Below are 21,991 nucleotides of genomic sequence, written 5' to 3'. Positions count from 1 at the left end.
CAGGGCAGATACCAGGATCTGCCTTGACCAACCGCAGCTTGAATCAGCTTTTCATCAATTATTTAGGTTCGGTACCAAACCATTTTTTATAAATTTCGTTATAGGTGCCGTTTTCATGCAGCGTTTTCAGCGCAGCGTTCACTTTGCCCCGCAACTCATCACTCCCTTTTGGAAAGGCAATACCATACTGTTGCGCTTCCAGTGATTCGCCAACGGTTTTGAACTTGCCAGCACCGGCGGTTTTAATAAAGTAGAGGATATTTGGCGTGTCGTGCAGTACGGCGTCAGCACGCTGGGTACCTAATTCCATATAAGCATTATCGATGTTAGGGAATTGGCGCAGGTCTTTGGTTTTGATGTGTTGCTTGGCGTAATCGACTGAACCGGTGCCGCTTTTCACTGCGACGACTTTGCCATCCAGATCACTAATGCTTTTCACACTGTCATTGTCAGCGTTAACCATCACCAACAGACCACTTTTGTAATAGCCGTCAGAGAAATCAATCGCTTTTTTGCGTTCATCGGTAATGGTGATACCGGCCAGCGCCAGGTCGATATTCTTGGTTTGCAGTGCAGGAATAATGCCACTGAAATCCATAGGTTTCAGGGTGTAATCCAGCTTCAGCTCTTTGGCGATCGCCGCCCATAAATCAATATCGAAACCAACGTATTGGTCACCTTGTTTGAATTCGAACGGTACGAAAGCGGTATCGGTGGCGACCACCAGTTTATCGGCGGCGTTGGCGCTAACGGCGAAGGCGAGAGAAAGTGCAGCTAACGAAACTTTAAAAATAGACTTCATAACAGGAGTTCCTTGATAGGTTGTTGATGACCCATTTTTTATATTGCAGATTGTGCCATGGAAGAATCGTGCCAAGGTTGCAATCATTTAAAAAGCAAAGGGTTATGTGGTGATGTTGTATTCAGAGTGAAAATTACTATCCTGACGCCTCACCATTGGGCACCAAAATAGTGCAAAACCCCAGTAGTGGTGCAATAGACTTACCATTAATCAAGAAATAGATAAAAAAACAACCTTTAATTAACATTAAAATCTATTTTTGATAACCAAATCCAATTTTTAATCTATAACGTGTGGCTATTTGGTGCAAAATGGTGAGGTTGGTTGGCAAGAGATGGGATAGAAAAGGGGGGTATTCATTCAAGTTGCCCAGTGAGCGCAACTTGAATGAAATCGGGTCTGTTTAATCCAGTAAATCGTAGCGAACTTTAACCACCGCTTTTTTGATGCTTTGAGCTTCTGCCACTTGGCAACCCGGTTTGTGCGCTTCCTGTGGGAAAAAGATGATGAACATACCTGGAGTCAGGTTCAGTGTTTGCTGGCCGCGCGCGATATCCAGCATTTGCAGGTCTTTACTTTCATTATAAGGATCGCTGTTATCCCAACAGCCAGGTAGGCCAAAATCAAACCGCTCCTCGCCACTGATCAGGATCTGGATGTCGAGATACTTGTGGTGGATTTCCGCACGGTTACTTTCTGCTGGCTTGGTGGTCAGTTCCATCACATTCATAAACACGTTATCGCCATCAATGTCATGGCGACCCAAAGACAAATTGGCAAAATCGTACTGACGCACTTTCTCGATAATCGAAACCAGGACTGGTGAGAGTGCTTGCTCGAAATGGTGATTGCTTAAACTGCCGTATATCATCCTGATTCTCCATAATGAAAAATGAAATAGTGATTCAAAAACAGTAAAGAGTATATACCCAAGTGCAATCAAGTTGCAGCTAGGCGGCAAACGAGTAAGTCCCCGGGAGCATAGATAACTATGTGACCGGGGTGAACAAGTGTAGCCAACACCGCAGCAGTTTGATTGGCGAAGGGGATATACCCAAATTTATTCAAGCCGCAGCGCCCATTGCATCACCTTGCGACTTGAAGAGCGCTACGAGAGACTCTCTATCGTCGGTTTCGGCTTGATGGTCAATGTGGCACCCATCGATGCCACCATAATGGCAGCCATTGCCAGCCATTGTATTGGGGTAAGAAGTTCATTAAGGAAAATCATCCCCGAAAGGGCGGCCAAGGCAGGCTCCAGGCTCATCAAGGTACCAAAGGTTCGTGCCGGGATTTGAGGTAGCGCGATAATCTCTAACGAGTAAGGCAGCGCGGTAGAGAGAATGGCCACCCCCAAGGCCACGGGGAGCACATCGACATTCAGCAGTGCACTGCCGGTTTGCCAGGCACCCAGCGGGCAAAACACCAACGCGGCGATTAATGAGCCAACCGCTACCGTGCCTGGCCCGTGGTCTCCGCCGGCTTTCTGGCCGGAGAGAATATAAATGGCCCAGCAGGCACCAGCCCCCAGCGCACAAAGGGCACCCAGAAGGTCGATTTGACCCATGTTATGGCCGAGAGGGAGCAAAAACCACAGCCCGGCAATTGCCAACAACACCCAGACAAAATCAATCGGGCGGCGGGAAGAGAACATCGCCACCGCCAATGGCCCGGTAAACTCCAGTGCGACCGCAATACCCAAGGGTACGGTACGTAACGAAAGGTAAAACAGGTAATTCATCCCCCCCAGTGACAAGCCATAAATCAACAGCGGCAACCGGCTACCCGCGTCAAACTTCATGCGCCATGGGCGGAAAATAATAAACAGTATCAGGGTACCAATGCCTAAACGCAGGGTGGTGACACCTTGAGCACCAATCAGTGGAAAAATCGTTTTGGCTAGCGAAGCGCCACTCTGAATTGAGATCATGGCGATAATCAGTAAACACACCGGTATCAAGGTGGAAGAGGCTTTGGCGGTGACAGCAGGTGAAGACATCCTTTTTGACCTTTTGCTTCTTGGCGTTCGGGGGTAAAAACAACGACGACAGTTGCCCAGTGTAAAGCAACCCATTATTTTTGCTAGGGGGTAATTATTCCAGATGGAAGTACATTCTGGTGCTGATATATACCACCGCATTGCAGCAGGCAAACCAACCTACTACCTGCCATTTAAAACGCTCTAACGATAAACAGGGATAGGAAAACGGAAGCAGGCGCCGGTTTGTTGCTCCACCAAAATAATATCGCTGCCATGCAGTTGCAGAATACGTTTTACAATCATCAACCCCAAACCACCCACATGGCGACGGGTGTTGCTGAGAATGGACGGGCGAATAAACAGGTCCGACCGCAATTCATGTGGAATGCCGGGGCCACTGTCATTGATCTGCACCATGACTTTGTCATCCTGTAGCCATAACTTAACTTCGATCAGGCCATTTGCCGGGGTATGGCGGATGGCGTTATCCAGCAAATTGGTCAGCACCCGTTCCATCATACTCAGATCGGCATTGACCAGTGGCAGGCCGGGCTGAATATTGGCCCGTAGCTGTTGATCACGCGCTTCCACCGCCAGCTCAAATTTCTGGAAGACATCTTGCACCAGCTCACTGAAAGAGAAGGGTTCTTTCTGCGGTTTCACTACGCCATATTCCAATCGAGCCAGTTCGAACAACTCCTGTGCCAGATTGCCCACTTTACGGCTCTGAGCCAAGGCAATATCCAGGTAACGTTGCCGATCATTTTCCGTCAGGCTGGCAGCTTTTACCGACAGGGTTTCCAGATAACCGTGTAGCGAGGTGAGTGGGGTACGCAGGTCGTGAGAGATATTGGCGATGAATTCGCGCCGCTGTTGATCCTGCAGTGACAGTGCTTGCCACTGCTCAGTAATACGTAGCGCCATACGGCGGAAGGCTTGTTGTAACAGACTCACTTCATCACGGTGGTTATTGCGCTTTTCTGCGGGCGTATTAGCATAATTTTGCAGAGCAACGATACCCTCATTATCGAGCAGGCTAACCTGCTGAGTCAGGTGCCGAATAGGGCGGGTGACCCAATGGAAAGCAATACCCCCCGCCAACAACCCGAACAGCACCACTAATCCTATTGACCAGAGTGCCGAGTAAAGGGTGGCGTTGAGCTGCGCGTTATTGGCCAGCGCATCATAATCTTCCCCCAGCAGAACGACATAGAGGAAACCGGCCACCTCGCCATTCACTTTTAATGGAGCAGCGCTAAACACTTTTCTATTGGTCAGATTACGTGGGTCATCACCATAAACCGGTAGTTGTGCGCCCTCAAGTAACGATTGGATGGGTGCCAAATCGACTTTTTGGCGCTTTATATGCCCCTGTGGTGCGGCATCAGCCACAATATTGCCTTGTTTATCCAGAAGATAAACCTCCACACTGGGGTTCACCGCCATCAGTTGATCGAACAGGGAACGTATGGATTTATTGTTCCAGCCTTCTGAACTTAACAACGGATTGCTGGTGGCGATATGTTGCGCCAGATTGCCCGAAAGTTGTTGGATCACTGCATGGCTATATTGCGTGCTGCTGCGCACCTGTAGCAGGCCAGAGAGTGAACAGCAAAGTAACAGTAGCAGGGCAAAAACCAGCGTCAGGCGTTGTGTTAGTGTGAGGTTTTTCATCATCTATCCTTGCGGTGACGCCACGAATTTATAGCCTTTGCCCCACACCGTGATAATCAGTTCGGGCTCTGCCGGATTACGTTCAATTTTTAGTCTTAGGCGGTTGATATGGGTATTAACCGTATGCTCATAGCCTTCATGTTGGTAGCCCCAGACTTGGTTGAGCAGGTTGAGACGAGAAAATACCTTGCCGGGATGGCGGGCAAAAAAGTATAGCAGGTCGAATTCACGCGGTGTCAGCTCTATCTGCTGTTGATTCAGATGAACTTCGCGGGCGATAGGGTCAATAGTCAGCCCGGCACAACGTAATGTTCCTGCCTCCATGCGTAGGTTATGGGTCATTGCTTCTTGGCGGCGGAACAGCGCTTTTACCCGGGCGACCAATTCCAGCATAGAAAATGGCTTGGCCAGATAGTCGTCCGCCCCCAACTCGAGCCCCAATATCCGATGCACTTCACTGGAACGTGCGCTGATGATGATGATCGGGGTATAACGCGTCATATTGCGGGCGCGACGGCAGATCTCCAGGCCATCAATGCCCGGCAGCATCAGGTCAAGGATCAAGGCATCCCAGCCCCCTTGTTCCAGCATCGCCATACCGAGATTACCGTCAGCAGCATGACTGATGTCATAGCCTTCATCGCGCAGATGTAATTGCAAAAGTTCGGCGATATTAGCGTCATCCTCGACAATCAGAATACGTTTTGTTTTTTGCATGCTATATCACCGCTCTTTATTTACCTTATTGCAGTCTACACAACCGCCAACATCAGAGTGATCACATTTTATTTAACTTTGTGTGAGGCCTTGGGGAACTGATCGCGAAAATACTTGCAGGAGTCGGAGAGCGAAAAGCGGATTTATGGTACTGCCTTGTTATACAAATAAATCCGCCCTTACAGGGGCGGAATTGTAGCCTACCAGGCCAGCGTTCCTTTAATAAACGCTGGCCTATAATAGCTAACTAAACATCATTTTTTGCCGTCAACAAACAGAGCTGCAAGGCGACCTGATAAGAGGCTTCGAAGGATTTCAGCGGTAAAAACTCAAATCTCGAGTGGAAATTATGGGCGCCAGTGAAGAAGTTGGGGGTTAGCAGACCTTTGGCTGATAGCGCTGCACCATCGGTACCACCGCGCATGGCCGTGGGTTTTGGGGTAATGCCCAGGGTTTCCATCGCTTTAAATAACAGGTCAATGGCGCGGCGGTCTTCACCGATGGCATTGCTGATATTGCTATAAATATCTTCGATCTGATAGGTCACTTTTGCAGTGGGATATTGACGGGCAATTTTCTCTGCTACCTCGGCAATCTGCTGTTTGCGGCATTCAAAATTGGCCTTGTCAAAGTCACGAATACTGGCTTGTAGTACCGCTTCACTCTGCCCCGCTTCCATACCATTAAACCAGATATAACCTTCAAGCCCGGCGGTGTGCTCCGGTGTTTGCTGGCGATCAAAATGACTGATGTAATCGGTCGCCATTAACAGCGGGTTAACCAGTACCCCTTTTGATGACATGGGGTGGGCGGTGACGCCAGTGAAATGGATTTCAGCCGCCGCCGCATTGAAGTTCTCATAAACGATCTCACCCAGTTGGCAGCAGTCGATGGTCCAGGCAAAGTCGACATTAAACCGTTGCTCAATATCCAGTACTTTTGCTCCGCGCAAACCGACTTCTTCATCCGGGACAAACGCCACCACAATATCCCCATGACGCTGTTCTGCGGTCAGGTTTTCCAGCAGGGTCATCACCACGGTGACCGCTGCTTTATTATCGGCACCGAGCACACTGGTACCGTCACTGAAGATGATCTGCTGATCCTGATAGGCCAGAATTTCCGGGTGTTCTGCCACTCGTAGCCAGATATCTTGCTCCGTATTGAGACAGAGGTCTTCCCCAGTAAAACGCAGAATTTGTGGATAAATATCCGGTGATAACCCAACATCAACGGTATCGATATGAGTGATAAAGCCAACCCGTGGTGCCGAGGGGACATTCCCTTTTTTAACCGCAGTTACCGTTGCCTGCTCGTCAATGACAATCTCCTCCAGCCCCAACTGCATCAACTCTTTTGCCAGCGCTTGGGCCATGGCGAATTGGCCGGGAGTGGTGGGCAACGTAGTCGCGCTGGCGTTACTTTGGCTGCTGATTGCCAAGTAACGAAAGAAGCGTTGGGTTAATTGACTGGAGAGTGGGGTATTCATAGTGATTCCTTCTTTATTAATATACCCGGCGCCAATAAAGCTACAGGGTTGTTAGCTTTCCTCGCTCACCCCAGTCACTTACTCGTGTAAGCTCCTGGGGCTTCGCTGCGTCGCCGCCTATCTGCAACTTCATTGAACTTGGTTATAAAATCAGTTGGTTGCAAATTAAATTTGATGTTATTTATGTGGGACTGAACTAATAAGAACAGGAAATGGACATGAAAAGCAAATTGACCACACTTGCTCTGGCGATGGCTGCACTTACTGTAAGCACCACTATCGCAGCGAAGACCCTGGTGTACTGCTCAGAAGGATCTCCGGAAAACTTTAACCCGCAACTCTATACCGCAGGCACCAGTGTTGATGCAAGTGCCGTACCGGTCTATAACCGTTTGGTGGATTTTAAGGTAGGGACGACCGAACTGCAGCCCAGCCTGGCGGAAAGCTGGGACATTAGCGAAGATGGCAAGGTCTACACCTTTCATTTGCGCCAAGGGGTTAAGTTTCAGAGCAATAAATATTTTACGCCACAGCGCGATTTTAATGCAGACGATGTGATCTTCTCGTTTATGCGCCAGAAAGATCCCGCTCACCCATACCATAATGTTTCTAACGGCAACTACTCAAACTTTGAAAGCCTCGAGTTCGGTAAACTGATTACCGCTATCGACAAGGTGGACGACCATACCGTGCGCTTTACTCTGGCCCATGCAGAGGCACCATTTGTGGCTGATCTGGCATGGTACTTCGCCTCAATCCTGTCAGCGGAATATGCTGATGCGATGCTTAAAGCGGGGACACCAGAGCGAGTCGATATGGACCCAATTGGCACCGGGCCGTTTAAATTGGCGCAATATCAGAAAGATTCGCGCATTCTGTTTACCGCGTTCCCGGAGTATTGGCAGGGTAAAGCGAAAATCGACCGCTTGATATACAGCATTACGCCAGATGCTTCGGTGCGTTATGCCAAACTCGAGAAAAACGAGTGCCAGGTGATGCCATTCCCCAATCCGGCGGATTTACCGCGTATCAAGGAGAATGCCAACATCAACCTGATGAGCAAAGCGGGGCTGAATACCGGTTTCCTGGCGTTCAATACCCAGAAAGCGCCATTGGATAACGTTAAAGTGCGCCAGGCGTTGGCGATGGCGATTAATAAACCGTCGATTATTGAAGCGGTATTCCACGGGACCGGTACGGAGGCAAAAAACCTGTTGCCGCCAGGTATCTGGAGTGCTGACAGTGAGTTGAAGGATTACGATTACAATCCGCAAAGGGCTAAAGAGCTGTTGAAAGAGGCCGGTTTCGCCGATGGAATGACCATCGATTTATGGGCGATGCCGGTACAACGCCCTTATAACCCGAACGCCAAACGTATGGCGGAGATGATCCAGACCGATTGGGCAAAAATTGGCGTGACGACCAAGATCACCACCTACGAGTGGGGCGAATATCTGAAACGGGTAAAAGAGGGGGAACACCAGGCGGCATTGATGGGTTGGACCACCGCCACCGGTGACCCAGATAACTTCTTTGGCCCACTGTTTACCTGCCAGTCAGCCAACAATGGTTCAAACTCGGCCAAGTGGTGTTATGCGCCGTTTGATCAATTGATCGCTAAAGCCAAATCCATCACTGATCAGCAACAGCGAGCGGTGTTGTATAAAGAAGCACAGCAGATGATGCATGACCAAATGCCTGCAGTGATGATTGCTCACTCGACGATTTTTGAACCGGTGCGTAAAGAAGTCTCTGGTTATGAAATCGATCCCTTTGGCAAACATATCTTTTATCAGGTCGATATAAAGTAATCATGAACCCTCCCCAAGTGACCTGCTGGGGGAGGGTTTCTTTAAGGAGCAAATGATGATCGCGGTGATTTTTGAATTGCAGGCAGCAGACGGGCAGCGGGAAAGCTATCTTGAGCTGGCGGCGCAGTTAAAGCCACTGTTGGCGGAGATTGACGGTTTTATCTCCATTGAACGCTTCCAGAGCTTGAATGACCCAGAAAAGTTGCTATCACTCTCTTTCTGGCGCGATGAAGCTGCGGTAGAGCAGTGGCGTAACCTGGAACAACACCGCCAGGCTCAGGCTTGTGGTCGGCAAACGGTCCTGAAACATTATCGGTTACGGGTAGCCGAGGTGGTACGTGATTATGGGCTGGAACCGCGAGAACAGGCTCCTACTGATAGCCGCCATTTTCATGGTTAGACCACCAAGTTATAAACTTAACAACATCGTATTAGTGGCCGCCGATAGTCATCGGGTCAGGTTTCATTCAGGTTGAGCAAATCATCAGCAAAACTTCCCACATCTCGCTGCCGGGTTATGGCATAATGCGCGCCAAATCACATTTTAATGACATGAAGAGCGAGCGCTGTGTTAAGCACTAACAATATTACTATGCAGTTCGGCAGTAAGCCGTTGTTTGAAAACATCTCTATCAAATTTGGTGGCGGTAACCGCTATGGTTTGATTGGGGCGAACGGTTGTGGCAAATCAACATTGATGAAGATTCTCGGTGGCGATTTGCAGCCGACGGCGGGTAACGTGTTTCTTGACCCCAATGAGCGCTTGGGTAAATTGCGCCAGGATCAGTTCGCTTTTGAACAATTCAGCGTACTCGATACCGTGATCATGGGCCATACCGAACTGTGGGCGGTGAAAGAAGAGCGCGATCGTATCTATGCCTTGGCAGAGATGAGCGAAGAAGATGGCTATAAAGTGGCTGATCTGGAAGTAGCCTATGGCGAGATGGACGGTTATACCGCCGAAGCACGCGCTGGCGAACTGTTGCTGGGTGTGGGTATTCCACAGGAACAGCATTACGGCCCGATGAGCGAGATCGCTCCCGGCTTTAAACTGCGTGTTTTGTTAGCACAGGCGTTGTTTTCCAATCCGGAAATTCTGCTGCTCGACGAACCGACCAACAACCTGGATATCGATACCATTCGCTGGTTGGAGCAGGTGCTGAATGAGCGTAACAGCACCATGGTGATCATTTCCCACGACCGTCACTTCCTGAATATGGTGTGTACCCATATGGCGGATCTGGACTACGGTGAATTGCGGGTCTACCCAGGCAACTATGATGAGTATATGACCGCGGCCACTCAATCTCGTGAACGGTTGCTGGCGGATAATGCCAAGAAAAAGGCACAAATCAACGAACTGCAGTCATTTGTCAGCCGTTTTAGTGCCAATGCCTCTAAATCTAAGCAGGCCACCTCCCGTGCCCGTCAGATTGATAAAATCCAACTGGAAGAGGTTAAAGCCTCTAGCCGCCAGAATCCATTTATCCGCTTTGAACAGAATAAGAAACTGTTCCGTAACGCGCTGGAAGTGGAAGGACTGAGCAAAGGCTTCGACAATGGCCCGTTGTTCAAGAAACTCAACCTGATGGTCGAAGTAGGGGAGAAAATAGCCATTCTGGGTGCTAACGGTATTGGTAAATCAACCTTACTGAAAACATTAGTGGGTGATTTAGCCCCAGATCACGGCAGTGTTAAGTGGTCTGAAAATGCCAGTATTGGCTATTACGCTCAGGATCATGAATACGAGTTTGATGAGACGCTGACGGTATTTGAATGGATGAGTCAGTGGAAACAGGAAAACGATGATGAGCAGGCCGTGCGCGGTATATTAGGCCGCCTATTGTTTAGCCAGGATGACATTAAAAAGCGGGTGAAGGTACTGTCCGGTGGTGAGAAGGGGCGGATGTTATTTGGCAAACTAATGATGCACCGCCCGAATATTTTGATTATGGATGAACCTACCAACCACATGGATATGGAGTCCATTGAGTCATTGAACATGGCGCTGGAATTGTATGAAGGCACCTTGATCTTTGTTTCACATGACCGTGAGTTCGTCAGTTCATTGGCCAGCCGTATTCTGGAAATGACGCCAAACAAGGTGATCGATTTTACCGGCAACTATGAAGACTACCTGCGTAGCCAAGGGATTGTCTGATTTGACGGTGACTAACATGGGCCATTATTGATGGCCCATGATTTAATCCTGCCTGGTGACTAATCAGTCGCCGCTCTATCTGCAGTACCGCTTGAATAAACCAAAGTATAGGGCCTCAGCTATTAGCGCCACATACCGCACATTGTGGATTTTTCGGTAGTTTGATTTCACGAAACTGCATACTCATGGCATCAAACAGCAACAACTTGCCCAACAGGGGTTGACCATAACTTGCCAGCAACTTAATGGCCTCCATGGCTTGCAGGGTACCGATAGTCCCCACCAGTGGCGCCATCACCCCAGCTTCAACACAGGTCAGCGCATTATCGCCAAATAACCGGCTTAAGCAGTGGTAACAGGGTTCATCGGGCTGATAGGTAAATACACTAAGTTGCCCTTCCATGCGAATAGCAGCCCCTGAAACCAGCGGTTTACGTTGTGCATGGCAAAGGCGGTTGAGTAGGTCGCGGGTGGGCACGTTATCGGTACAATCCAGCACCACATCGCAAGCGGCAATCTGCGCTGCCATCTGCTGCTCATCCAATTGATGATGGAGTGTATCAATCTGGATATGTGGGTTGATTGCGCCGAGTTCGATGCATGCAGAGTCCACTTTGGCCATACCAATACGTGCATCACGGTGCAAAAGTTGGCGTTGCAGATTGGACAGTGAGACAGTGTCGAAATCAACCAAGGTCAGATGACCGACGCCAGCCGCCGCCAGATAGGGGGCGGCCGCACAGCCTAAGCCGCCGAGGCCAACAATCAACACATGGGCGGCTTTTAATTTTTCTTGCCCCTCGAAGTCAAACCCCCGCAGCACAATCTGGCGGTTATAGCGCAGTGTTTCCGCATCAGTTAATTCCGGCAACATGTTCAACTCCTCAGCAGGGCATTAAACGGCTCAATCTCCACCATTTCACCCGCCGCTACTGAGTCACGCTGACGTTCCAGTACGATAAAGCAGTTGCCTTGGCTGTAGGAACTGAAAATATGGGAACCTTGGTGCCCGGTGGTGCTGACTTGCAACTCACCATCGGCATTGCTGCTGAAAATGCCACGTTGGAAATCCAGGCGACCGGGTGATTTTTTCAGTGGGGTTAAGGCACGAGCCTTCAGGCGTGGTGGTAGCTGCCATTCAGTGTGACCGGCCAGTTTCGCCAGCAAAGGTTGCACCAGTTGGTAGAAGGTCAGGGCGGCAGAAACCGGGTTACCGGGCAGGCCGCAGAACCAGGCATGGTTAAGCTTACCGAAAGCAAACGGCTTACCTGGTTTGATTGCCAGTTTCCAAAAACTGATTTCACCAAGTTCATCCAGCATTTTTTTGGTGTAGTCCGCTTCACCAACAGAAACGCCGCCACTGCTGATCACTACGTCTGCTTGTTGATCTGCTTCAATAAATGCGGCACGCAAAGCCGCCTGATCATCGCGAATAATACCCAGGTCAATAACGCTGCAACCCAGTTGTTCCAGCATCAGGCGTACCGCAAAACGGTTGGTGTCATAAATTTGCCCGGCTTGTAATGGTTGACCAACCCGCTGCAACTCATCACCGGTAGAGAACAGCGCCACTTTCAGTTTGCGTATTACCTGAAGTTCAGCTATCCCCAGCGAAGCCAGTAATGGCAATTGGGCAGGCCCTAGTTTTACGCCGGCAGGCAGCACATGGGCACCCTGCAGGATATCTTCACCCGCTAGGCGGATATTTTGCCCGGCGACCACTGGCGCATTAAAGCAGACACCCTGGTCGCTCACTTCCGCCTGTTCTTGCATTACCACCGCATCAGCACCGGCGGGAATAGGGGCACCAGTCATAATCCGGATGCAAGTATTAGCTGGCCATTGTTCGGTGAATGGGGCACCGGCAAAGGCTTTACCTGCAACGGGTAACGCTGTATTAGCGTTTAATTCGTTAACACGTACTGCGTAGCCATCCATTGCCGAGTTAGCGAAGGGGGGGACATCAATGGGTGAAATCACCGGCGTGGCAGTAATACGCCCTGCGGCATTGGTCAGTTCGACGGATTCAGTCTGCTGCAAAGGCATAATCTGCGAGAGCATTTTCTCTAGGGCTTGCTCAAGAGAAATAAGGTCAGAAGTAGTGCAATGATCCATAACAGGGACTCCGTAATCAACGTAGGCGAACTTTCCGGCAAAGTGGCGTTATTATGGCAGATAACGTCGAACGGGAGAATGTAAGATAAGCCAAGTGAGGCCAACAACCGTGTGGCAATGACTGTCTGACAATAACTGTGTGAGAGTAACTAACAGGAGCAACTATGCATAAGCAGATATTGGAGCATAAGCAGGTATTGGATTTTTGGTTTGAAGAAATTGACCCGCGCATGTGGTTTAAGAAAGATGATGAGTTTGATCGCTTGTTGCATCAGCGCTTCGGCCAGTTGTGGCACGCGGCAGCGCAGGGGGAACTGGCCCATTGGCGTGAGACTATTACTGGGCGATTGGCGGAAATTATTGTCCTTGACCAATTTAGTCGGAATTTGTTTCGCAACACGCCGCGCTCCTTTTCCTGTGACGGTATGGCGTTGGTGCTGGCGCAAGAAGCGATCTCCAGCGGATTAGACACCACGTTGCCTGATGTACAACGCGGTTTTCTCTATTTGCCGTTTATGCACTCTGAATCTGCGCTGATTCACCAGCAGGCTTTATTGCTCTTTCGCCAATTAAATAATGCTAATCAGTTGGAGTATGAGATACGCCACAAAGCGATCATTGACCGCTTTGGTCGTTACCCCCACCGTAACGCGATATTAGGCCGTGAATCAACGCCTGAGGAACTGGAATTTCTGCGCCAACCGGGGTCGGGTTTTTAACGGTTTAACCTGCTTATGAATATTCTTGATTACATAAATCGATTATCCAACGGCAGAATGGATCGGTTTGCGGGTCGTCAGATAAGAAATGGCTAGGGTGTTTTATAATCTCAGCAGCGGTCTCCGGTATTGTGGTGTTGAAGGTTTTTTCTACCCAATGACAAAAGTCTGGGTTGGTTTTATTTTCTTCATCAGTATAGTGAGGCGGCTGACTAAGATCATGGGCATCACCTAAAGACAAATAGCCAATACCTAACAGGCGCATAAAGTCGATGCCATTCTCTGCTATCACACAGGCTAAATCTGAGCCAGAACCTGAACCAAGATGAATGAAAACGGTTTTCCCTTCTTCGTTTAGCCATAAGCCAAGGCGCGAACCATCCATCCCACTCTCGGCAATGATACGTAAGCGGCGAGTCATTTCTTCCACCAGGGCGGGTTTTGTCACCCATCCGATCACCATCCACTCTTTAGATACCGGGCAGAATGTGACATCAGGACTAAATGACCAATCCTTATTAATTCGGCCATGTGCCATGCCATCCGTTATGTCATCATCTATATATTGAATATCGCCATTGTCTTCAATCCAGCGATACAAGAGCGATAATTCAGCTGGAATGGCTAATTGAGTATCGGCAATGCATTTTTTCAGATCATTTAATAATATTGACATTGTCACTTCCTTTGAACTTCACGTTGATGATGGCGGAACTAATGCTTAGGCTAACTACTTTTTTGAGGGGGTGCAAACGGGGAGAGGTGTTGGTGCTACAGCGCCTAACCAGGTTGACTGCTTATTAACAGACTGATAATACGTTGTTTTTATTCTATTCAGTTATTTCAATGCACAAAAAATTCTAAGTAGACTCATTTTAACCCTTGCTGACAAGTTTGTGCTTTACATCCCTTGCCGCGCTAAATATAGTCGAAAAACGGCGAATAATTATTATCTCCCTGTTTCTCATAGGGCATTTAACCTGGCCATGGCGTTCACGACCAACGCGTTGGCGCTCTCATTGATATACATGTAATGGGTACCTACCACTGAACGTTTATCGGGAAAGGGACATGACCGACACCGTTATTTTACCATTGGGCACCAGTGAACTGATATTACCGCCACAGCGCGTGTTAGCAGTGAGTCATCTTGGGGTGCAATTTCGTCAGGAAGATCAAATCGTCGAGGCGGTTCATGATCTCTCTTTTGAGGTTGATCGTGGGGAGACCTTGGCGATTGTCGGTGAATCGGGATCCGGCAAGTCGGTCACTTCCCTGGCATTAATGCGCTTGGTGGAGCAGGGTGGCGGTGAGTTAACCCAAGGGAGTCTCTATTTCCGCCGTCGTAACGGGCAGGTGCTGGATCTGGCCAAGGCAAAACAAGGCACCTTACGGACGTTACGTGGTGCTGATATGGCGATGATCTTTCAGGAACCGATGACGTCACTTAATCCGGTATTTCCGGTTGGCGAGCAGATTGCGGAATCCATACGTTTACATCAGGGAATGAATCACCGTAGCGCCCGGCAAGAAGCATTGCATATGCTTGACCTGGTGCGTATTCCTGAAGCAAAAAATGTACTGGATCGTTACCCACACCAGCTATCTGGCGGCATGCGTCAACGGGTGATGATCGCCATGGCATTATCGTGCAAACCGGTATTGTTGATTGCCGATGAACCCACCACGGCGCTGGATGTCACTATTCAGGCGCAGATTCTGCAGTTGATCCGCGAATTACAGCAAGAGATGCAGATGGGGGTGATCTTCATTACCCATGATATGGGGGTGGTGGCGGAAATCGCTGATCGCGTCCTGGTGATGCGACAGGGGCAGAAGGTGGAACAAGGGAATGTCGGTTCGCTGTTTGCCGCACCCCAGCAACGCTATACCCGTGAACTGCTAGCGGCGGTACCTCGTTTAGGGGCGATGGCGCAGAAAGACTTTCCGGAAAAATTCCCTTTGCTGGGGGACCAACAGGCAGGGCAGCCGCAAGATACCATACCGGCTGGTGCTACGCCGATCCTGCAGGTAAAAGCGTTAAGCACGCATTTCGATTTACGTAGCGGCATCTTCAACCGTGTTACACGCCGTGTCCATGCGGTGGAGAATGTCAGTTTTGATCTCTACCCTGGCGAAACCCTGGGGTTGGTGGGGGAGTCGGGTTGTGGCAAATCCACCACCGGCCGTTCGTTACTCAAGTTAGTTGAGAGTCAGCACGGCACTATTATTTTCAATGGTCAGCAGATCAATCAATTACAAGGTTCGGCCTTGCAGCATCTGCGGCGTGATATTCAGTTTATTTTCCAAGACCCTTACGCTTCCCTTGATCCGCGTTTGACGGTGGGCTTTTCGATTATGGAACCGTTGTTGGTGCATAACGTTGCTCGGGGGGAGAGTGCAGAAAAACGCGTCGCCTGGTTATTGGAGCGTGTCGGGTTGAAACCTGAACATGCGCGGCGTTACCCGCACGAGTTTTCCGGCGGGCAGCGCCAGCGTATCTGCATTGCCCGAGCGTTGGCGCTTAATCCGAAAGTGGTGATTGCTGATGAAGCGGTGTCCGCATTGGATGTTTCCATACAGGCACAAATCGCCAATTTACTGCTGGATTTGCAGCGTGAACTGGGGATTGCCTTTCTATTTATTTCCCATGATATGGCAGTGGTAGAGCGTATTTGCCACCGCGTGGCGGTGATGTATCTGGGGCAGATAGTTGAGATTGGCCCACGTCGTGCGGTGTTTGATAACCCACAACACGCCTATACCCGTAAGTTGATGGCGGCGGTGCCGGTGGCTGATCCGGCTTATGAACGTCAACCCCAGCCACTGCTGGTGGATGAAATACCCAGCCCGATCCGCGCGCTGGGGGATGAACCCGTTACTGCACCGTTAGTGCAGGTGGGGCCCGGGCATTTTGTGGCTCGGCACCCTATCGCCGGTGCATTTTAGCCTTGCTCAAGAGGAAGAGCCTTATGAATAAGCAAAAATTCCAGCGTCATCTTCTAGCCACGGTACTGTTGGCGATGACTGCAGGCCCAGCTTGGGCCGCCAAAGATGCGGTCATTGCTGTGGCGTCCAACTTCACCACTCTCGATCCCTACGATGCTAACGATACTTTGTCGCAGGCAGTAGCCAAATCCTTCTATCAGGGGCTGTTTGGCTTTGATAAAGACATGAAACTGGTGAATGTGCTGGCAGACAGCTATCAGGTGAGCAGCGATGGCCTGACCTACACCGTCAAGTTGCATCCCGGGGTGAAATTCCATGATGGCAGTGCTTTTGATGCCGCCGCAGTGAAAGTGAATCTCGATCGCGCCAGTAATCCTGATAACCACCTTAAGCGCTACAATCTGTTCAAAATGATTGATAAAACCGAAGTGGTGGATCCCAGCACGGTGAACATCGTGTTGAAAACGCCATTTTCTGCCTTTATCAACAACCTGGCACATCCGGCAGCAGTGATGATTTCACCTGCAGCCCTTCAGCAGTATGGTAAAGAGATCGGTTTCCACCCGGTGGGTACCGGGCCATACCAGTTTGAAACCTGGAACCAGACCGATTTTGTCAAAGTGAAAAAGTTTGATGGCTATTGGCAAGCTGGTTTGCCGAAGCTCGATAGCATCACCTGGCGTCCAGTGGTGGATAACAACACCCGAGCGGCGATGCTGCAAACCGGTGAAGCCACCTTTGCTTTCCCGATTCCTTATGAGCAGGCCAAGGTGCTGGAGAAAAACGACAAGTTGGATCTGGTGGCCGCGCCCTCCATCCTGCAACGTTATATCAGCCTGAATGTGACGCAGAAACCGTTCGATAACCCGAAAGTACGTCAGGCGCTGAATTATGCCATCAATAAAGATGCACTGATTAAAGTGGCTTTTTCAGGCTATGCGGTGCCAGCAGAAGGGCCAGTGCCCCCGGCCATCGATTTTGCTACCCGCTATCAGCCTTGGCCATACGACCCAGCCAAAGCACGTGAACTATTAAAAGAGGCCGGTTATCCCGATGGCTTTACCACCACCCTATGGTCCTCCCATAACCACAGTACCGCGCAGAAAGTGCTGCAGTTTGCCCAGCAACAACTGGCGCAGGTGGGGGTGAAAGTGAGCGTTACGGCGATGGATGCCGGTCAACGCGCAGCACAGGTGGAAAGTGTAGGAGTGAAGGATACTGGGGTGCGGATGTTCTATACCGGTTGGTCGGCTTCCACCGGTGAGGCGGATTGGGCACTTTCGCCACTGTTCTCTACCCAGGCGGCACCACCCAAACAGTTCAACACCGCTTTCTACAGTAACCGACAGGTAGATAAAGATTTGGCTGATGCCTTGGCCACCACTGATCGCACGCAAAAACAGGCGCTGTATAAAGATGCGCAGGATCATATCTGGGCTGATGCCCCATGGATATTCCTGGTCACTGAACGTTTGCTCTCGGCCAATAACAAGCAGTTGAGCGGTTTCTACGTGATGCCAGATACCTCATTCAACTTTGATCAGGCAGATATGAAATAGCGCGGGGCACTCCCTCTTGGGCTGGAAAGCCCAGAGGGAGTGATGGCCTGAATCTGGATATGCGTAATGCTTAATTATTTTATAAAACGCCTGCTGGGCTTGATCCCAACACTGTTGATCGTAGCGGTGTTGGTGTTTTTGTTTGTGCATCTGCTGCCGGGGGATCCGGCACGCTTGGTGGCGGGGCAAGATGCCGATGAAACCGTGGTCCAATTGGTGCGTCAGGATCTAGGGCTGGATAAGCCATTGCCCCAGCAGTTTGTGCATTTCCTGGCCAATATAGTGCGAGGGGATTTTGGTACCTCGATGGTCTCCAAGCGCCCAGTGAGTGAAGAGATTGCTTCGCGTTTTATGCCAACCTTCTGGCTCACGCTGGCCAGCATGATGTGGGCGGTTATCCTGGGTATGGCGATTGGTATCGTTTCTGCGGTATGGCGAAACCGTTGGCCAGATCGCTTGGGGATGACACTGGCCGTTTCTGGCATCTCTTTTCCGGCTTTTGCTTTGGGCATGCTGTTGATGCAGGTGTTTTCGGTTAATCTCGGTTGGCTGCCTACCGTGGGGGCCGATAGCTGGCGGCATTATATTTTACCCTCTATCACCCTGGGTGCGGCGGTGGCGGCAGTGATGGCCCGGTTTACCCGTGCTTCGTTTGTGGAAGTGATGCAGGAAGATTATATGCGTACCGCTCGTGCCAAAGGGGTGCGAGAGTCGTTGGTGATCGTCAAACATGGGCTGCGTAACGCCATGATCCCGGTAGTCACCATGATGGGGTTGCAGTTTGGTTTTCTGCTTGGTGGCTCGATTGTTGTCGAAAAAGTATTTAACTGGCCGGGGCTAGGGCGTTTACTGGTGGACTCGGTGGAAATGCGTGATTATCCGGTGATTCAGGCGGAGGTATTACTGTTTTCGCTGGAGTTTATTTTGATCAATCTGTTGGTGGATATGCTGTATGCGGCAATCAACCCTTCAATTCGCTATCAATAGGCAGGCCGCATGATGAAGTATTGGCGGCGTAATGCTGCACTTAAGGCGATGCCGACTATCAACCCTGATAGGGTGCGTACACCGTGGCACGAATTCTGGCGTCGTTTTCAGCGCCAGCCACTGGCTATGTCGGCGGGGGTGTTTGTACTGTTAATGATTATTGCTGCCTTGTTGGCACCTTATCTGGCCCCTTACGATGCGGAAAACTACTTCGATTATGACCGGCTTAACGAAGGCCCTTCGCTGGCCCATTGGCTGGGGGTTGATTCATTGGGTCGGGATATTTTCAGCCGCATCCTGATGGGGGCACGAATTTCCTTAACTGCCGGTATCTTCTCGGTATTGCTGGGGGGCGTGATCGGTACCGTGCTCGGCTTGTTGGCGGGTTATTACGAAGGCTGGTGGGATCGTATCGTGATGCGCATCAGCGATGTACTGTTTGCCTTCCCGGGTATTTTGCTGGCCATTGGTGTGGTGGCAATTATGGGGAGCGGCATGGCAAATGTGATTGTCGCGGTGGCTATCTTTAGTATCCCGGCGTTTGCCCGCTTGGTGCGTGGTAATACCTTGGTGTTGAAGCACCTGACCTATATTGAATCTGCCCGCAGTATTGGTGCTTCTGACTGGACCATTATGTTGCGGCATATTTTGCCCGGTACCATTTCGTCAATTGTGGTTTACTTTTCCATGCGTATCGGTACGTCGATTATCACTGCGGCCAGTCTGTCATTTCTTGGGCTGGGGGCTCAGCCACCGACCCCGGAATGGGGTGCAATGCTTAATGAGGCGCGGGCAGATATGGTGATTGCCCCTCATGTGGCGATTTTCCCAAGCTTGGCAATTTTCCTTACCGTGTTGGCGTTCAACTTGTTGGGTGATGGCTTGCGAGATGCGTTGGATCCTAAATTGAAAGGGTGAGCCATTTGTTGTATTTCCCCTCTTTGCAGAGGGGAAACGCCATCATTTGATCAGGTGCTTGGCATGAAAGCGCAGATGATCTTCGATAAAAGTAGCGATGGTGAAGTAGCTGTGATCATACCCGGGTTGCATGCGTAGCGTTAATGGCCAGTCAAGCTGCTGGGCCAATTTAACCAGCGTGGCGGGTTGCAGTTGTTCGGTAAGAAACGGGTCGGCATCGCCTTGGTCGATCAGCACCGGTAGTTTCTCCGCACCATTGGCCAGCAGATGGCAACTGTCGTACTGCAACCACTGGCTTTCATCATCCCCCAGATAAGCCGCCAATGCCTTGCGCCCCCAGGGCACCTGAGAAGGATTGACGATTGGGGCGAAAGCGGACACGGAACGGAAACGTTGCGGATGGCGAAAGGCTATCATCAGCGCCCCATGTCCCCCCATCGAATGACCGGCAATCGACTGCCGATCACTGATGTTGAAATGCTGCTTAATCAACGCCGGAAGTTCGTCACTGATGTAGTCATACATGTGGAAATGCCGATCCCACGGAGCTTGGGTGGCATTGAGATAGAACCCCGCGCCTTGGCCCAGATCGTAGTTCTCATCATTGGGTACGTCATCACCACGTGGGCTGGTGTCTGGCATCACCAGGACCAATCCTAACTCGGCGGCAATACGTTGGGCACCGGCCTTCAGCGTAAAGTTTTCATCATTGCAGGTCAGCCCAGAAAGCCAGTACAGCAGTGGCGCTGGGCTATTATCATACTGTGGCGGCAGATAGAGGCTGAAGTTCATATGACAATTCAGACTCTGCGCTGTATGACGGTAACGTCGTTGCCAGCCACCGAACAGTCGGTGCTCTTCAAGAAGTTCTAGTGATGTGTTCACCCTCAGCCTCCTGGCTTATTTATCGAAATGGCTTATTTATCGAAATGGATCACTGAACGGATCGATTTGCCTTCATGCATCAGCTCGAACGCGTGGTTAATTTCATCCAGCCCCATGGTGTGAGTAATGAAATCATTTAGCGCGAACTCACCGTCCAGATAACGTTGCACGATACCCGGCAACTGGCTACGGCCTTTCACACCGCCAAATGCGGAACCGCGCCACACGCGCCCGGTGACCAGTTGGAATGGACGGGTAGCGATCTCTTCGCCCGCGCCGGCGACACCGATAATCACCGATTCACCCCATCCCTTGTGGCAACACTCCAACGCGGAACGCATCACATTGACGTTGCCGATACACTCAAATGAGAAATCGACGCCACCGTCGGTCAGTTCTACGATCACTTCCTGAATTGGCTTAGGGTAATCGTTCGGGTTGATCAGGTCGGTGGCACCCAGTTTGCGAGCCAAATCGAACTTACTGGTGTTGATGTCAATGCCAATGATGCGGCTGGCACCGGCCATTTGAGCACCGATGATCGCCGAAAGCCCAATGCCACCCAAACCGAAAATGGCCACCGTATCGCCTGTTTTTACCTTGGCGGTGTTGAGCACTGCGCCCATCCCGGTGGTGACCCCACAACCCAGCAGACAGACCTCTTCCAGCGGGGCCACTTTGCTGATTTTTGCCAGTGAGATTTCAGAGACTACCGTGCGTTCAGCGAAGGTTGAGGTGCCCATATAGTGGAAAATGGGTTTGCCATCTTTAAAGAAGCGGGTAGTGCCATCGGGCATCAATCCCTTACCTTGAGTGGCACGGATCGCTTGGCAAAGGTTGGTTTTGCCGGATTTACAGAATTTGCATTCGCCACACTCCGGTGTGTACAGCGGGATCACATGATCACCCACAGCGACGTTGGTGACCCCTTCACCAATCGCCTCGACGATGCCAGCACCCTCATGCCCGAGGATCGCCGGGAATACGCCTTCAGGATCTTTGCCTGACAGGGTATAGGCATCGGTGTGACAAACACCGCTGGCCACAATCCTCACCAACACTTCACCTTTCTGCGGCGGCATCAGATCGACTTCTTCTATTGTCAGTGGTTGGTTTGGGCCCCAAGCCACAGCTGCACGGGTTTTGATCATGTCCATTCTTATTTCCTTGTGTAATGTACTTGGGTATAAACACCAACTCACGTTGCTTGGCGTTGTGGTCGCT

Annotated in this window: 19 protein-coding genes; 8 read left to right on the top strand and 11 right to left on the bottom strand. The window is 50.5% G+C overall.

The annotated features are described in order from the left end of the window. Window positions 1-58: 58 nt before the first annotated feature. The 6 genes from glnH to pepT form a co-directional block, all read right to left on the bottom strand. Window positions 59-802 (bottom strand): glutamine ABC transporter substrate-binding protein GlnH, encoded by a 744-nt coding sequence (gene glnH, locus ACX9GV_RS11715; protein WP_473195640.1) that lies wholly within the window; start codon window positions 800-802, stop codon window positions 59-61. 403 nt (window positions 803-1,205) lie between these two features. After that, complete coding sequence (nanQ, locus tag ACX9GV_RS11710; RefSeq protein ID WP_023490037.1) at window positions 1,206-1,673, bottom strand: N-acetylneuraminate anomerase; 468 nt, start codon at window positions 1,671-1,673, stop codon at window positions 1,206-1,208. A 237-nt stretch (window positions 1,674-1,910) separates the two neighbouring features. Further along, window positions 1,911-2,801 carry a threonine/homoserine exporter RhtA gene (gene rhtA / locus ACX9GV_RS11705; RefSeq protein ID WP_037386193.1) on the bottom strand — a complete coding sequence of 297 codons (891 nt, stop codon included), beginning with the start codon at window positions 2,799-2,801 and terminating at the stop codon, window positions 1,911-1,913. A 183-nt stretch (window positions 2,802-2,984) separates the two neighbouring features. Continuing rightward, complete coding sequence (locus ACX9GV_RS11700) at window positions 2,985-4,457, bottom strand: sensor histidine kinase (protein ID WP_473198027.1); 1,473 nt, start codon at window positions 4,455-4,457, stop codon at window positions 2,985-2,987. 3 nt (window positions 4,458-4,460) lie between these two features. Further along, on the bottom strand, window positions 4,461-5,174 hold the full coding sequence (locus ACX9GV_RS11695) for a winged helix-turn-helix domain-containing protein (RefSeq protein ID WP_473195639.1): 714 nt from the start codon (window positions 5,172-5,174) through the stop codon (window positions 4,461-4,463). A gap of 247 nt (window positions 5,175-5,421) precedes the next feature. After that, complete coding sequence (gene pepT, locus ACX9GV_RS11690) at window positions 5,422-6,663, bottom strand: peptidase T (RefSeq protein WP_473195638.1); 1,242 nt, start codon at window positions 6,661-6,663, stop codon at window positions 5,422-5,424. Between the two features lie 218 nt (window positions 6,664-6,881). On the opposite strand from pepT, the gene ACX9GV_RS11685 reads away from it, so the two are divergent. The 3 genes from ACX9GV_RS11685 (at window position 6,882) to ACX9GV_RS11675 (ending at window position 10,635) form a co-directional block, all read left to right on the top strand. After that, the gene (locus tag ACX9GV_RS11685; protein ID WP_473195637.1) at window positions 6,882-8,474 is read left to right on the top strand and encodes an ABC transporter substrate-binding protein; all 1,593 of its coding nucleotides are present in this window, start codon (window positions 6,882-6,884) and stop codon (window positions 8,472-8,474) included. Window positions 8,475-8,529: 55 nt separating this feature from the next. Continuing rightward, the gene (locus ACX9GV_RS11680; protein WP_473198026.1) at window positions 8,530-8,874 is read left to right on the top strand and encodes an antibiotic biosynthesis monooxygenase family protein; all 345 of its coding nucleotides are present in this window, start codon (window positions 8,530-8,532) and stop codon (window positions 8,872-8,874) included. Between the two features lie 168 nt (window positions 8,875-9,042). Then, on the top strand, window positions 9,043-10,635 hold the full coding sequence (locus tag ACX9GV_RS11675) for an ABC-F family ATPase (RefSeq protein WP_473195636.1): 1,593 nt from the start codon (window positions 9,043-9,045) through the stop codon (window positions 10,633-10,635). Window positions 10,636-10,750: 115 nt separating this feature from the next. On the opposite strand, the gene moeB is transcribed toward ACX9GV_RS11675, so the two are convergent. Together moeB and moeA are read right to left on the bottom strand one after the other, a co-directional pair. Next, a complete protein-coding gene (gene moeB, locus ACX9GV_RS11670) occupies window positions 10,751-11,509 on the bottom strand; it encodes a molybdopterin-synthase adenylyltransferase MoeB (protein WP_473195635.1) in 759 nt (252 codons plus the stop codon). A gap of 2 nt (window positions 11,510-11,511) precedes the next feature. After that, on the bottom strand, window positions 11,512-12,750 hold the full coding sequence (gene moeA, locus ACX9GV_RS11665) for a molybdopterin molybdotransferase MoeA (protein ID WP_473195634.1): 1,239 nt from the start codon (window positions 12,748-12,750) through the stop codon (window positions 11,512-11,514). A gap of 164 nt (window positions 12,751-12,914) precedes the next feature. Here moeA and ACX9GV_RS11660 point away from each other — a divergent pair, with 164 nt between their 5' ends. Next, window positions 12,915-13,469 (top strand): DUF924 family protein, encoded by a 555-nt coding sequence (locus ACX9GV_RS11660; RefSeq protein WP_473195633.1) that lies wholly within the window; start codon window positions 12,915-12,917, stop codon window positions 13,467-13,469. A 13-nt stretch (window positions 13,470-13,482) separates the two neighbouring features. Here the strand turns inward: ACX9GV_RS11660 and ACX9GV_RS11655 are convergent, their stop codons facing one another. Further along, window positions 13,483-14,145, bottom strand: coding sequence for a hypothetical protein (locus ACX9GV_RS11655; RefSeq protein ID WP_473195632.1), 663 nt, complete (start codon window positions 14,143-14,145; stop codon window positions 13,483-13,485). 395 nt (window positions 14,146-14,540) lie between these two features. Between ACX9GV_RS11655 and ACX9GV_RS11650 the strand changes: the two genes are divergently transcribed. From ACX9GV_RS11650 to gsiD, 4 genes are all read left to right on the top strand, one after another. Continuing rightward, the gene (locus tag ACX9GV_RS11650) at window positions 14,541-16,418 is read left to right on the top strand and encodes a dipeptide ABC transporter ATP-binding protein (RefSeq protein ID WP_023490048.1); all 1,878 of its coding nucleotides are present in this window, start codon (window positions 14,541-14,543) and stop codon (window positions 16,416-16,418) included. A 23-nt stretch (window positions 16,419-16,441) separates the two neighbouring features. After that, complete coding sequence (gsiB, locus tag ACX9GV_RS11645) at window positions 16,442-17,977, top strand: glutathione ABC transporter substrate-binding protein GsiB (protein WP_473195631.1); 1,536 nt, start codon at window positions 16,442-16,444, stop codon at window positions 17,975-17,977. Between the two features lie 66 nt (window positions 17,978-18,043). Beyond that, entirely contained in the window at window positions 18,044-18,964 is a 921-nt protein-coding gene (gsiC, locus tag ACX9GV_RS11640) for a glutathione ABC transporter permease GsiC (protein ID WP_473195630.1), read from the top strand. A gap of 12 nt (window positions 18,965-18,976) precedes the next feature. Then, on the top strand, window positions 18,977-19,882 hold the full coding sequence (gene gsiD, locus ACX9GV_RS11635) for a glutathione ABC transporter permease GsiD (RefSeq protein ID WP_473198025.1): 906 nt from the start codon (window positions 18,977-18,979) through the stop codon (window positions 19,880-19,882). 42 nt (window positions 19,883-19,924) lie between these two features. Here gsiD and fghA read toward each other — a convergent pair whose 3' ends face one another. Further along, window positions 19,925-20,767: an S-formylglutathione hydrolase gene (fghA, locus tag ACX9GV_RS11630; protein ID WP_473195629.1), complete on the bottom strand. Its 843-nt coding sequence runs from the start codon at window positions 20,765-20,767 to the stop codon at window positions 19,925-19,927. Between the two features lie 32 nt (window positions 20,768-20,799). Further along, a complete protein-coding gene (locus ACX9GV_RS11625) occupies window positions 20,800-21,924 on the bottom strand; it encodes an S-(hydroxymethyl)glutathione dehydrogenase/class III alcohol dehydrogenase (RefSeq protein ID WP_473195628.1) in 1,125 nt (374 codons plus the stop codon). Between the last annotated feature and the right edge of the window lie 67 nt (window positions 21,925-21,991).

Source organism: Serratia sp. 25CWL12 (assembly GCF_055790885.1).
This window is presented reverse-complemented; position numbering and strand designations above follow the sequence as displayed.